The organism is Kitasatospora sp. CMC57 (assembly GCF_045866025.2).
Taxonomy (GTDB): Bacteria; Actinomycetota; Actinomycetes; order Streptomycetales; family Streptomycetaceae; genus Kitasatospora.
Genome location: NZ_AP035881.2, coordinates 1,495,500 through 1,507,958, shown reverse-complemented (window position 1 = coordinate 1,507,958; position 12,459 = coordinate 1,495,500). Strand labels below are relative to the sequence as shown.

At 69.6% G+C, this 12,459-nt stretch carries 12 protein-coding genes and 2 pseudogenes; 2 read left to right on the top strand and 12 right to left on the bottom strand.

Annotated elements, in window-relative coordinates; genetic code table 11:
- Positions 1 to 102: 102 nt before the first annotated feature.
- The 4 genes from ACKUU6_RS06955 to ACKUU6_RS06940 form a co-directional block, all read right to left on the bottom strand.
- Positions 103 to 393, bottom strand: a complete 291-nt coding sequence (locus ACKUU6_RS06955) for a TSUP family transporter (RefSeq protein WP_407987581.1) — start codon at positions 391 to 393, stop codon at positions 103 to 105.
- A gap of 168 nt (positions 394 to 561) precedes the next feature.
- Complete coding sequence (locus ACKUU6_RS06950) at positions 562 to 765, bottom strand: hypothetical protein (protein ID WP_407987580.1); 204 nt, start codon at positions 763 to 765, stop codon at positions 562 to 564.
- Positions 766 to 847: 82 nt separating this feature from the next.
- Positions 848 to 1,531 (bottom strand): restriction endonuclease, encoded by a 684-nt coding sequence (locus tag ACKUU6_RS06945; RefSeq protein WP_407987579.1) that lies wholly within the window; start codon positions 1,529 to 1,531, stop codon positions 848 to 850.
- Positions 1,532 to 2,301: 770 nt separating this feature from the next.
- Entirely contained in the window at positions 2,302 to 3,288 is a 987-nt protein-coding gene (locus tag ACKUU6_RS06940; RefSeq protein ID WP_407987578.1) for a transposase family protein, read from the bottom strand.
- Between the two features lie 100 nt (positions 3,289 to 3,388).
- Here ACKUU6_RS06940 and ACKUU6_RS06935 point away from each other — a divergent pair, with 100 nt between their 5' ends.
- Positions 3,389 to 3,715 (top strand): hypothetical protein, encoded by a 327-nt coding sequence (locus ACKUU6_RS06935; RefSeq protein WP_407987577.1) that lies wholly within the window; start codon positions 3,389 to 3,391, stop codon positions 3,713 to 3,715.
- On the opposite strand, the pseudogene ACKUU6_RS06930 reads toward ACKUU6_RS06935, so the two are convergent.
- Positions 3,705 to 4,411 (bottom strand): annotated as a pseudogene (locus ACKUU6_RS06930) (transposase). The gene ACKUU6_RS06935 and the pseudogene ACKUU6_RS06930 overlap by 11 nt on opposite strands.
- A gap of 28 nt (positions 4,412 to 4,439) precedes the next feature.
- Positions 4,440 to 5,453, bottom strand: a complete 1,014-nt coding sequence (locus tag ACKUU6_RS06925; protein WP_407987576.1) for an ArsR family transcriptional regulator — start codon at positions 5,451 to 5,453, stop codon at positions 4,440 to 4,442.
- A 56-nt stretch (positions 5,454 to 5,509) separates the two neighbouring features.
- Between ACKUU6_RS06925 and ACKUU6_RS06920 the strand changes: the two genes are divergently transcribed.
- Entirely contained in the window at positions 5,510 to 6,823 is a 1,314-nt protein-coding gene (locus tag ACKUU6_RS06920) for an MFS transporter (RefSeq protein WP_407987575.1), read from the top strand.
- A 151-nt stretch (positions 6,824 to 6,974) separates the two neighbouring features.
- Here ACKUU6_RS06920 and ACKUU6_RS06915 read toward each other — a convergent pair.
- From ACKUU6_RS06915 to ACKUU6_RS06890, 6 genes and pseudogenes are all read right to left on the bottom strand, one after another.
- Positions 6,975 to 7,316, bottom strand: a pseudogene (locus ACKUU6_RS06915) (DUF1214 domain-containing protein); the annotation flags it as partial.
- A 110-nt stretch (positions 7,317 to 7,426) separates the two neighbouring features.
- Entirely contained in the window at positions 7,427 to 8,065 is a 639-nt protein-coding gene (locus tag ACKUU6_RS06910; protein ID WP_407987574.1) for a LysE family translocator, read from the bottom strand.
- Between the two features lie 609 nt (positions 8,066 to 8,674).
- Entirely contained in the window at positions 8,675 to 10,024 is a 1,350-nt protein-coding gene (locus tag ACKUU6_RS06905) for a dipeptidase (RefSeq protein WP_407987573.1), read from the bottom strand.
- Between the two features lie 76 nt (positions 10,025 to 10,100).
- The gene (locus ACKUU6_RS06900) at positions 10,101 to 10,541 is read right to left on the bottom strand and encodes a hypothetical protein (protein ID WP_407987572.1); all 441 of its coding nucleotides are present in this window, start codon (positions 10,539 to 10,541) and stop codon (positions 10,101 to 10,103) included.
- Positions 10,538 to 12,019, bottom strand: a complete 1,482-nt coding sequence (locus tag ACKUU6_RS06895) for an APC family permease (protein WP_407987571.1) — start codon at positions 12,017 to 12,019, stop codon at positions 10,538 to 10,540. The genes ACKUU6_RS06900 and ACKUU6_RS06895 overlap by 4 nt, the downstream gene beginning before the upstream one ends.
- 58 nt (positions 12,020 to 12,077) lie before the next feature.
- Positions 12,078 to 12,440, bottom strand: a complete 363-nt coding sequence (locus ACKUU6_RS06890) for an STAS/SEC14 domain-containing protein (RefSeq protein ID WP_407987570.1) — start codon at positions 12,438 to 12,440, stop codon at positions 12,078 to 12,080.
- Positions 12,441 to 12,459: the final 19 nt, after the last annotated feature.

Sequence of the window (12,459 nt, the reverse complement as noted above, 5' to 3'; positions counted from 1 at the left end):
ATCGCGGACGGCCACCGGCCTGACCAGGCGGACGGATCGCGGCATCAGCCGATTCGGGCTTCTGCCCATTGGGACCGAAGGGGGTGGAGCGGGGGCCCGGGCTCAGGCGTGCCGGGCAAGTTTGAGTGCGGAGGCGAGCAGGATCACGGCCAGCACGGGGATGAGGACCCGATCAGGGAAGACGCCGAGCAGGAGCCCGCCCAGCGCCGCCCCGGCGATCGAGCCGCCGACCATGACGGCCGTGAACCGCAGGTTGGCGCCGAGGATGGCGAAGCTGCCGTCACGGCTGTAGCGGGCGAAGGCCACCAGCATGGTCGGCAGCGACACCAGCAGGGACAGGCTGCCGGCGGTCTTGATTTCCACGGCGAACAGCAGCACGATCGTCGGGATCATCCATCAGCTATTGGACACAACTTCGCACCCCATCAAGCGCGGGAGCGGAGATTTTGCTGCATCGAAGCCTTTTGGCTTCTGCCAGGCGGCCTTGGGCTGAGGCCGCGAACGCGGGGCCCGGGCGATGGAGCCAGTACCGCCGCCTGCCACAGGGAGACCTGAGGCTGACTACCGCGGGCCGATGTACACCGTCACCGAGGGCATCGGTGTCGGTGGGGCGGGATCGACCGAGTTGTTCAGGCCCAGCAAGGCCATGACCGCCAGCAACGCGCCCCCACCGAGCACTGCAGTGCCACCGATCGTCCTGGTGTGAGCGCGAACCCGCGTGCCGTCCCCCCGGGTATAGCCGCGCACCGGGATGATCCTGCTCATACTGCTCCCCTGAGAGTCGAACTACATCCGACTGCCCGGCGCCACGGGCGCCGGTGCGATCTTGGGCTGGATGTGAGGATGGTCAGACGGGCTGGATGCCCAGGACGTCGTACAGATGGTCTCCGGCTCCCCATGCTGCGAGGACTTGGCGGTCGACGAGCTTGATGCGCTGGCCGTTGGCGAACTTCCTGGCAGGAGCGGAGAACCCGTTGAGCCCCACCATCACCGCCACCTTGGCCTTGTGAACGGGGCGAGCGGTGCCATTGAAGGTCTGCAACGCACCGCTGCCTACCGGCCGCTGGTAGCGCTTGCACTGAATGACGATGCGTCGGCCGTCGGCATCGAAAGCCAGGACATCAGCGCCCAGGTCGCCGGCCCCGCCCACCCTCTCGGCTCGCGTGAAGCCGTCACGCTCGAGCAGCTCCCGGCACATCTCCTCGAACTGGCGCGGGGTTGAGGTGTCGAACTGCCACAGCGAGTAGGTCAGTTGGCGGGGCGCGTACGGCTCCCACCCTTGGTCCTCGTCGTCGTCGCTGTGGTGCCAACCGGGCTCCACAGCCAGCGGATAGCCTGCACGGGCCCTGCCCACGGCAACGGCGGTCACCACAGCGAGTGCGATCCCCAGCCCGGCGCCGAACCAGACGGCGTGATCACCCACCCATGCCGTGGCCACCGCCAGCCAGCCCCACAGGAGCTTGAGCCCGATCCATACGGCCCCAAGCCCAAGGGCCGACATGACGACCTTCGCCCCGTCCTCGCTTGTCACGACTCCGCCTCTCCCCACCCGACCGGACGCCCTCTGCGCACGGACCACTACTTGATGTAGCAGGGAGGGCCGACAGGGCAGACCTCTCTCGGAAGCTGCTGCCTGGGAGAGGCTGACGATCAAGCCACCAGTAGCTCGCCTCACTCCAGTCACACAGGTACTGACGACACGTCACATATGCAGTGGCGAAGCCAAATTGGGAGGTGAAATTGAAGAAGGACAGGAAGGGCGGCAGGCGCGTCCGGTAGCCGCCGCCAGTCGCAGACGACCCTCAAGCAGCAGCGGAGCTGTTGCGGACCGCCGCGTCGGAGAATGGCTAGTTCTATGAGGAGCTGGATGGCCACAGTCGTCTGACTTCACGACGACTCATCACCTCCGTGCCGATCTGGCCCTTGCCTACACCGGAGGGCGGCCGCCCGGTGCAACCGGGCTACCCGACGCTCTATTCGGGGGGCGCCTACGGTGAGGAGGATCGAGCTGTGAGCGACAATCGAGGATCCCGAATCCCTCTCACTCGTAGAGCTCGTGGCTCCAGAGGATGCCCGAAGGCGTAGCTGCGCCAGCGCGGCGCGGGCCGTAGATCGGTAGCCGAATACCCGCCAGCCGTGCGTGGCGATCATCCAAGCGGTGTGTCGTTCTGAGCGTGTCATCGCTGATCACCCTCGGCGTGCCTCGCGCACCGCCCCCACACGCTCTGCCGCCGCACCCGGCTAACGACCTCGTGCATGGTTAGCCGTGGCCTGTGTTTGGGTGAGGTCTGGCGTCACTGATCACGTGGTTCGGCCTGCCGGGAGGGCTGGCAACTTCCTTTTGTGGGTGGCTTGTTGGTCTGACAGGAGTCCAGCTACGGCTCGGATGGTGTCCGGCAGGTGGTGGCGGTGGCCGTGGTGGCGGGCGAGGGTGCGCCAGTTCTTCAGGTGGGCGATGCCGTGCTCGACCGGGATGCGGCGTGAGGAGTGTGCGAAGCGGGCCCGTTCGTGATGGGCCATCAGCCACTGGACCTGCTCGAGGTTCTTGCCACGGCGTTTTCGGGGCGGGGTGACGACCTGGCCGCAGGTCTGGGCGGCCAGTCCCTGGTAGCCGGCGTCAGCGAGGATCTCCAGGTGAACCGTGTCAGCGAGCAGGTCGACCAGGCCTGCGTCGCGGGCCTGGGTGATATCGGCGACGGAGCCGGCCCGGACCTCGCCGCAGAACAACAATCGCCCGCGGTCGTCGGTGACCACCAGCGCCTTCATCGCGTTCATGCGACTCTTGCCCGAGACGAAGCGGTTGCGACCGCGTCGATGGGCGGCCGGTCGGCGGACACGGATCTCGGTGGCGTCGATGATCCCGGTCCGCCCGGTGGCGCCGAGGTGGGCGATCACGTCCGCGAGGGTGCGAAGCCGCAGGCCCGGTGCGACGCGGCAGCCGCGATCGGCGAGCAGGGGCCGGATCTCGCCGAGCGCGCGAGTGATCGTGGAGCGGTCCACGCCGAACCAGCAGGCCAGAACATCATGGGTGACGCCGTGTCGCAGGTGGACGAGCGTGGCCAGGAGCCGGTCGACGAAGACGAGTTTGTACTTCGCTCCGGCGCCGACCGCCCGGCGCCGCGGCCGGTCGCACAACTCGGCATCACGCCGGGCCTGCCACACCGGGCCCAACTCGGCTACCAGGTCAGCGATCACCACCTGCGACAGGCCGGTGATCCGACGCTCCGAGACGATCAATGCGCGTGCCGCAGTCCCCACCACGTCTGGTCCAACGAGCTGGGCGCTCACAGGCCACGGCTAACCATGCACGAGGTCGTAAAGGATGTCCCGTATGTCGACAGCTGAGGTCTCGCGGCATACTGGCGCTGGTTGTTGACCTTGTTCGGCGGTGGGGGCGTTCGTGTTTGAGCTGCGGTGTGAGGCGGTCCGGTGGGTGGACGATGAGCCGTGGCCCGGAGTGGTCGAGGTTCAGTTCACGGATGCGACGGGACGGTGCTGGTCACTGGTCGACAAAGCTCCGATCTTCGCGGCGATGGGCGAGCTCGGCCCGGACTCGGCCTATCCGGTGGAGGTCACCGTCGCCTGCGTGGTCGCCGAAGGCCACGGCTTGCCGGAGAACGACGAGGTCGTCACCGTCTCCACCTCGCCGGACCGCGTCACGACGCCGGACGGACGAGAGGAGTTCGCGGTGAGGCGGGACCAGCTCATCTGCTGAGGGCGAGGTCGTGGAGCCGTGCGACGCCGAGCATGGCGTGGTGCACGCCGGCTCCGCGCAGGCGGCAGTCACGCAGGATCTTCCAGTTCTTCATCTGTGAGAAGACGTGCCCGACCCGGGCCCTGCGGTGGACGGCGTTGTCGGCTTCCTGCTCGGGTGTGAGGTGCTCCTGTCCGCGACGGCGCCGGTGCGGGATCAGGGCACCGGTTCCCTGGTTGCCGCCGTCCGCCAGGACCGGTGCGTCCCAGCAGGCACGGTCGTCGCCCGACTCGGCGAAGGCCCGGCAGTCGTTGCGGTTGCCGGGCAGCGGCAGGCCAACGGCGACGACCAGCCGACTGTTGGCGTCGATCACCACCTGCTGGTTGGTGGAGTACCGGTAGTTCTTGCTGGAGACCGCGATCGTCCGGTCCCGGGTGGGCACCAGAGTGCCGTCCACGATCAGCACGGTGTCCTGCCGCGGACGCCGCGCAGGCGAGATCGCCAGCAGTGGCGCGAGGTGGCCCAGCACCCGGTCTGCGGCCGACTTCGGGATCCGAACAGTGGCGCGACCTGTCGCAACGTCAGGTTGGTCTGCCAGTAGGTGGCTACCAACAGCACCCGGTCCTCCAAGCAGAGCCGCCACGGCCGGCCGCGCTGGACATCACCGCCACGACGGCGAACCAGCGCGACCAGCTTGCGAAACTGTGACTCGCTCAGCCCGCGAGTGGGTGCGTCTGATGGCCGGTCAGGGGTGTGGTGGTGGGGCTGTCTGGGCTGTGTGCAGGGCGGCGCCGAGTGCGCTCTGACGGTAGTGGACGTGGCGTCCTTGGCGGGTGCGTTCCAGCAGGTGGGCGGCGGTCAGAGCGGCCAGGTGCTGGCTGACGGCCGGGGGAGTGACGTGGAGCCGGTGGGCGAGTTCGGTGGTGGTGGCGGGTTCGGTGAGCAGTGCCAGGAGCTGGGCGCGGGGGCGGCCGAGGAGGAGTTCCAGGGAGCGGGGGACCGGTGGTGCGGCGCTCTCGCCGAGTACGGCGAGAGCGCGGGTGGTGTAGACGATGTGGGGCGGGGCGTTGGGGCTGAGCATGGTGGAGACGCCGTCGACGAAGCAGCTCGGTGTGAGCAGCAGGCGCCGACCGTCGATGGGGATGTCGGTGGTGGCGTCGGGCCAGGGGCCGTTTCGTTGGATGGTGAGGATGCCCTCGCTCCAGGTCAGACGTTCGCTGATGCCGGAGAACAGGCGCCCTGCGCCGTGTTCGGCCAGGGTGCGGGCGCGGTGGGCGAGGTCGGCTTCCAGGACGGAGCGGATCCTGGGCCAGCGGGGCAGCAGGCAGGCGGTCCAGTAGGTCTCCAGCGCGTCGGCGATGTCGGCCAGCAGTCCCGCCGGTTCCCGGAGTCCGGCGGCGAGTCTGGGTGGGATCGGCTCGCCGAGCGGGAGGAAGGTCCGCTCCAGGTCGGGAGCCAGGAGGGCGGGGTCGGTGGCGCGCAGTGCGGCGAACTCGGCACGGATGTCGGGCGCTGGTACGGGTGGGCGGGGAGTGAGCAGGTCGGGTACCCAGTAGCGGTGGCGGGCCACCAGCGAGGTCAGCAGTTCGTGGTCGAGCTGGTGGAACGCCGCGCGCATGTCGGAGGCCAGGGTGCGTACGTGTGGAAGCCGGGCGGCGTGCCCCGTCCACAGGCGCAGGCTCAGGACGGTCTCCTGGAGCGGCGAGTACGCGAACGACGTCGCCGCGAGATCGGCGAGTTCCAGGCGGAAGCGGATCATTAAGCCCCAGTCTTAACTCGTTCTGCCACGGGCGCGAGGGGGATTGGCTGGCGCGCATGAGCACCGCACCGCCCTCCCACGGCCGCGTTCTTCCGCGCGCCGACCGTCCGGCGCCGGCCGGTCCGATCCCCGGACCGCCGACGGCACCGGCGCGCCGCCCCGGCCTCGCGGCCGACCCCACCGTACGGTCCCTGGCTGTCCTGCTGATGGTCAACGCGACCGGCAACGGCCTGTTCCTGACCATCAGCACGCTCTGGTTCACCCAGGGCCTGGGCTACTCCGCGCCCCGGGTCGGCCTCGCACTCACCCTCGCGGGATTGTGCGGCATCCTCGCCGCGTTCCCCGCCGGCCGCGCGGCCGACCGCCACGGTGCCAAACGCGTCCTGGCCGCCCTGCACCTGTTCCAGGCCGTGGCGATGGCCGGCTTCGCCGCGGCCCACAGCTACGCCGCCTTCGTGGTGCTGGCCTGCGCCGTGACCGCCGGAAGCCGGGCCAACGCCGCCGTACGCGGTGCCCTGTACGCTGACAGCCTGCCCGCCGCCACCCGCACCCGCGCCCTCAGCCTGCTCCGCGCCCTCAACAACGTCGGCATCGGCGCCGGCGCCGCCCTCGGCACCGTCGTCGTCGCCGTTGACCGCCCCGGCGCCTACCAGGGCGCGATCGCGGCCAACGCCGCCACCTTCCTCCTCGCCCTGATCCCCCTGCGCGCCATCCCCACCCGCCACGGCCCCGCCCTCGCACCAACCCGTGAGCACCATCGCCCCGCAAGCGCCCTTCGCGACGGCCCCTACCTCGCCGTCACAGCGCTCAACGCCGTCGTCAACATGCTCTACGTCGTCCTCGAAGTCGCACTCCCGCTGTGGCTGGTGAACCACACCGGCGCACCCCACAGCCTCGTGGGCCCGCTCCTGGTCCTCAACACCGCCCTGGTGGTCGCCCTCCAGGTCCGTGCCGCCCGCCACACCACCGACCTGCCCGCCGCCGCACGCTCCTTCCGCCTGGGCGCACTGCTCACCGCACTCGCCTGCCTCACAGCCGCCACCGCCACCCAACGCAACCCCACAACCGCCACCCTGATCCTGCTGACCGCCACCCTTCTGCTCACCCTCGGCGAGGTCACCTCCCAGGCCGGCAGCTGGACCCTCGGCTACGCCCTGGCCCCCGATCATGCGCAAGGCGCCTACCAGGGGGTGTTCCAGACCGGTATCTCCATCACCCAGGCGTTGGGCCCGATCGCGGTCACCACCCTGGTTCTCCCGCACGGCATGATCGGCTGGGGAGTGCTGGCCGCCGTCTTCGCCACCACGGCACTCGCCCTGCCCCCCGTCGCCAGACGAGCCGAGCAGCACCGAGGCCCCCACAGCACCTGACGGAAAGAGAGCCACCTGAGTCGTTGCAGATCGGCTGGTTGTTCTTGAGGAGGGGGACACGGGCTCGTCGCCGGTTACGAGGTCTGATCAGTCTCGGGGAGGTTTGACTGCTGAGGGTTCGCGTCAACGATCGTTGGCTGCCTGTGCGTGTTCAGGGGCTGCGGGTGAGGTCGCCGGGTGTCCAGGCGCGGTCGAAGAACGCCTGGGTTGGTCCGTAGAGGCGCAGGCCCGCGAACCAGCCGCGGCCGGGGACGGTCTTGATCCAGTTCTGTGTGCCGGTGGCGGGTGGCTGGGGGCCGATGTGCAGGTCGGCGGAGCCGTCGGCGTTGAGGTGCAGGTTCTGGTGGGAGGCGATGGTGGGCAGGTGGTGGCCGTTGTCGAGCAGGCAGCGGGTGGCGGCGTCGTAGAGGACCAGGGACCAGTAGTTGGCGGCGGGCACGTCGGCGGGGATGTGCAGGGTGTAGCTGTGCTCGCCCTGGAGGCGGTTACCGTCGGCGTCGTAGAACGAAACTCGCCATCACCTACCAGGCCGCACTCCACGTCGCGTCCATCTTGATCTGGGTTCGGTGCTGAGCAGGTCGCTGGACCCCGACCCTCGGATCATCAGCTGCTGAGCGCCAGCCTGATACCGAAAATGGTGATGACGGTGCCGGTGATCCGGTCGAGCACACGGCGAGCCTGGGGCTTGCGGAGCCACCCCTGCAGGACGCCAGCGAAGCCGATGAGGACGGCAGACCAGAGCAGACCGATCACGATGTGCACCGTGGTGAGCAGGAGGCCCATGGTGAAGTGGCCGGTCCCCGGGGGGATGAACTGAGGCAGGACGGCGACGTAGAAGGCGCCCATCTTCGGGTTCAGGAGGTTGGTGAGCGTCCCCTGCCGCCAACCTCCGCTGACCGAGTCCGCGCCGGCAGCCAGAACAGAGTCGTCCTGGCCTGCCGAAGGCAGCCCCCGGAAGGTGTCCCGGAGCATGCGGAACCCCATCCAGATCAGGTAAGCGGCGCCGATCCAACGCAACGCGGTGTAAGCGAGGTGGGAGGCCGTGAGAAGCGCAGTCACTCCGAGAGAGGTGAACGCACCCCACACCAGGGTGCCGGTCTGGATTCCGAGGACAACGCCCCAGGCTCTCCTGCGTCGGCCGAGGGCCGACGTGCGCAAGATCAGCGCCGTGTCGAGTCCGGGAGTCAGAGTGAGAAGCCCTACAACCAGGGCGAAGGACCACAGGGCGGAGCTTATTGCCATGGAATGCCAGCTTACCCCGCCAGATCGCCTGCGTTGTTAGCGGGGCTGGTGGCGCTTGAGCTGTTCAGCCTTCCCTCCAAAGAGACAGGCCCTAGGACCACCGATGCCTCCTTCCCCCCGCACGGCAGGCGTCGGGTCATCCGCACCATCCACGGCCTCCTCGACACCGGCTCCGCTGTGGCTGGGTGAGCGAAGTGAAGGAGGCATGAGGAAGAGCTTCTTGGAGGCCGAGCAGGTGCATAGCCCAGGCGGATCGGAGATCCCGTAGCGGCCCGCGTCGAGCAGCGGGCCGAGGACGGTGCAGGGGTCTTGGCCGCCAGCCCAGTCGGTGCGGTGGACGGCGCTCACGCTGGGTGTGCCTTCGGCGTCGGGGAGCTCCAGCTTCGGCACGAGTAGGACGGGTTCGCGTCTTGCGGACAACAGCAGTGCAGTGGGGCGCTCGGTGATGGCGTTGGGCCGGTAGCACGTCAGGTAGGTCAGGTCCGGACCGGGGTGATGACCAGGCCCGCGAGGCCGGCCTCGGCGGCGGCCGCGGTGGCGCGGGTCATCCGGTCGGCGAAGAACTCCGGTGCGGAGCCGGGCGGTCGGGTCATCTCGGGAGCGCTCCTGTCAGGGGCGGGCGGCGTAGTTGCGCAGGAAGAGTGCTTCGACGTGGGCCATGTGCTCGATCTCGTTCGGGTCGACGCTCTCGTTGGGCGCGTGGATGAGGCACTTGGGTTCCTCGACACCCATCAGGACGATCTCGGCGTCGGGGAAGGTCTCGGCGAAGACGTTGCAGAGCGGGATGGAGCCGCCCTGGCCGAGGTGGGCCATCGGCCTGCCGTAGACCTCGGTCATGGCCCGGTCGAGGGTGGTGTAGGCGGGGCCGGTGGTCGCGGCGCGGAACGGGGCTCCGCTGCTCTCGGTCTCGACCGTGATCCGCGCGCCCCAGGGGACGGCGTCGGTCAGGTGGCCGGTGAGGGCGCGCAACGCGTCCTGAGGGTCGGTGCCGGGCGGGATGCGCAGGCTGACGCGGGCGCGCGCGGTGGCGGGCACGGAGGCGGAGGAGCCGACGACGGGCGGGCAGTCGATGCCGAGGACGGTGACGGCGGGGCGGGCCCAGAGGCGGTCGGCGACGGTTCCGGTGCCGGTGAGCCGCACGCCGTCCAGGACGGCGGCGTCGGTGCGGAACTGCTCCTCGTCGTAGTCGGCGCCGTCCCACGTGCCTTCGCAGTCGAGGCCGTCGATGCGGGTGGCGCCGGTCTTGGGGTCGCGGAGGGTGGCGAGGGTCTGGATGAGTGCGGCCAGTGCGTCGGGGGCGGGGCCGCCGAACATGCCGGAGTGGATCCCGCCTTCAAGGGTGTCGACGGTGACGGTGACGTTGGCGAGGCCGCGCAGGGAGATGGTGGCGGTGCCGGTGCCGATGGCGGCGTTGCCGGTGTCGCAGATCAGCAGGGCGTCGGCGCGGAACTGGTCGGGGTGGGTGGCGACGTAGGCTTCCAGGCCGCCGGTGCCCTGTTCCTCGGAGCCTTCGGCGACGAACCGGATGCCGACGGGGAGGTCGTCGCCGAGCGCGCGCAGGGCGGTGAGGTGCATGGCGATGTTGCCCTTGCAGTCGGCGGTGCCGCGTCCGTACCAGCGGCCGTCGCGTTCGGTGAGGGTGAACGGTGGGCTGGTCCAGGCGGCGTCGTCCAGCGGGGGCTGGACGTCGTAGTGGCAGTAGAGCAGGACGGTGGGGGCGCCGGGCGGGGCCGGGCGGTGGCCGAGGACGGCGTGGCTGCCGTCGGGGGTCAGCTCAAGCCGGACGTCGAGCAGACCGGCGTCGGTGAACGCGGCGGCGACCCACTCGGCGGCCTCGCGGCACTTCTCGGGCGGGTACTGGCGCGGGTCGGCGACGGACGGGATCGCCACCAGTTCGGCCAGGTCGCGCTTGGCCCGGGGCATCAGAGCGGTGATCCGGGCGGCGAGTTCGTCGGTCATCTCGGGTGCTCTCCTCGGGCCGGTGGCTAGGTGGCTAGATCGTCGCGCGGGGCGGGGCAGCTGGCTGCCGGTGCGGTCAGGGGTTCTCGACGGTCTTGGCGGTCTTGTAGTCGTCGACCTTCCGCTCGAAGTCGTCGAGCTGGTCGGGGCAGTAGACGGACAGCGCCAGGGCCTCGGCCTGGACGGTGCGGGTGTTGGAGATGACCGGTCGCTGGCCGGGCCCACCCGCGCCGTTGGACATGTTGATCCGCTGGAGCGCGGTCTTGAGAGCACTCGCGGGGTCCTCGCAGACGGGGCCGCCGTCGGTGCCCAGGGTGCGGGCGATCTGTCCCTGGTCGGGGGCGGGGTAGCCGGCGGCGACCAGCTTCTCGGACAGCTGGCCGGCCTTCCTGGCGGCCTCGTTGGTGGTCTTCTGCTGGGAGAAGGTGAGCAGTGCGGTGACCAGCAGGGCGATCAGTAGCACGATGGTGCTGACGTAGATCCAGCGGTGCTGGGAGGCCATCATGGTGCGCTTCACGCCGAGGCCCCCTCACCGGTGGCCGGCTCGGGCTGTCGCCAGGAGGGCTTGCTGAGCTTCAGGAAGGTGAAGGGGATGACCACGCCGAGGAGCAGCAGGCCGCCGCCGATGATGCCGATGTAGGTCCAGACGCTGCCGCCGCCGAACTGGGAGGAGGGGACGAAACCGATGGCGAGGGCGGCGATGGAGGCGAGCAGGCCGACGACGCACAGCAGGGTGAGCGCGGGTGCGCGGTAGCCGCGGGGGTGGTCGGGCTGGGTGCGGCGCAGGCGGATCGCGGCGGCGAACATCAGCAGGTAGACGATCAGGTAGACCTGGGTGGTGATGACGGAGAAGATCCAGTAGGCGCTGGAGACGTCGGGGATGAGGGCGTACATCAGGGCGATGGCGGTGGTGACGATGCCCTGGGTGACGAGCAGGTTCTGCTGGATGCCCTGCTTGTTGAGCTTCTGCAGGTAGGGCGGGAGGTAGCCCTCCTGACGGGAGATCAGCAGCAGGCCCTTGGAGGGGCCGGCCAGCCAGGTGAGCATGCCGCCCAGCGCCGCGGCGACCAGGCCGACCGCGATCACGGGGGTGAGCCAGCCGATGTGGAAGTACTGGAAGAACGCGTCGAACGCCTGCATCACGCCGGCGGTGAGGCTGAGCTGGTCGGCGGGCACCACCCAGCTGATCGCCAGGGCGGGCAGGATGAAGATCAGCAGGACCAGGCCCATCGCCAGGAACATCGAGCGGGGGAACTCCTTGGCCGGGTTCTTCAGTGAGGAGACGTGGACGGCGTTCATCTCCATGCCCGAGTAGCTGAGGAAGTTGTTGACGATCAGCACCAGGCTGGCCAGGCCGGTCCAGGCGGGCAGCAGGTGGCCGGTGTCCATGGGGGCGGCGGAGCCGTTGCCCTGGCCGAGGAAGACCATGCCGAGGACGACCAGGATGGTGCCGGGGACCAGGGTGCCGATGACCAGGCCCCAGGAGGCGAGGCCGGCGACGGCATTGGTACCCCGGGAGGACACCCACACACCGGTCCAGTACAGCACCATGATCACGATGGCGGTGTAGACGCCGTTGCTGGCCAGCGAGGGGTCGATGACGTACGCGATGGTGGAGGCGACGTAGGCGAGCAGGCTCGGGTAGTAGAAGATCGTCATCGCGAACTGGCACCACACCGCGAGGAACCCGAGCGGCTTCGACAGCCCCTGGGCGACCCAGTTGTAGACCCCGCCCTCCCAGCCCGAGGCGAGTTCGGCGGACACCAGCGCGGTGGGCAGCAGGAAGATGATCGCCGGCACGACGTAGAGGAACACGCAGGCCAGCCCGTAGACCGCCATGGTGGGCGCGGCCCGCAGGCTGGCCACCGAACTGGTGGTCATCAGCGCCAGCGTCACCCACGTCATCTTCGGGACCGACACCGCCCTGACCGCAGCCGATCTCGCCCGTGTGGTGGCGCTGCCGGATCCGTCGGCGGGTACGTCCATCGAGCTCATCGCGGCTCCTCGTTCGGGTGGCTCAGACAGGGTCGGGAGTGCTCCGGCGTCGGGAAGGTCAGCCGGATGCCGTCCAGGTCACGGCGTCGTTCCGCTGGGCCAGGGGGAACGTCTTGCTCTGACCGGGGATCATCCAGCCGAAGGTGGTGGTGAGGTGGGTCATCCAGTCGAGGTCGGTGACCAGGGCGACGCGCCTCCAGGCCCGCAGGTGCTCGACTCCGAGCTTGAGGTCCTCCCACACCGCCCCGCCCGTCATTGCGTCGAACTCGCGGACGACGAGGACACAGCGGATCCCGCCCGCCTCGCCGGCGGCCTGGGTGAGTTCGGGGATCAGCACGTCGCGGTAGTCGGCGGCGGACAGCTTCCCGCCGATCTCGAACCCGATGACGCCCTCCGGCAGGCCGGTCAGTTCCTCGATCAACGCGGGTGCCTCACGTTCC

What these genes read in the sequence shown, in the direction of transcription:
- ACKUU6_RS06955 (WP_407987581.1), bottom strand. Translation starts at nt 393, where the DNA reads ATGATCCCGACGATCGTGCTGCTGTTCGCCGTGGAAATCAAGACCGCC.
- ACKUU6_RS06950 (WP_407987580.1), bottom strand. Translation starts at nt 765, where the DNA reads ATGAGCAGGATCATCCCGGTGCGCGGCTATACCCGGGGGGACGGCACG.
- ACKUU6_RS06925 (WP_407987576.1), bottom strand. Translation starts at nt 5,453, where the DNA reads ATGATCCGCTTCCGCCTGGAACTCGCCGATCTCGCGGCGACGTCGTTC.
- ACKUU6_RS06920 (WP_407987575.1), top strand. Translation starts at nt 5,510, where the DNA reads ATGAGCACCGCACCGCCCTCCCACGGCCGCGTTCTTCCGCGCGCCGAC.
- ACKUU6_RS06910 (WP_407987574.1), bottom strand. Translation starts at nt 8,065, where the DNA reads ATGGCAATAAGCTCCGCCCTGTGGTCCTTCGCCCTGGTTGTAGGGCTT.
- ACKUU6_RS06905 (WP_407987573.1), bottom strand. Translation starts at nt 10,024, where the DNA reads ATGACCGACGAACTCGCCGCCCGGATCACCGCTCTGATGCCCCGGGCC.
- ACKUU6_RS06895 (WP_407987571.1), bottom strand. Translation starts at nt 12,019, where the DNA reads ATGAGCTCGATGGACGTACCCGCCGACGGATCCGGCAGCGCCACCACA.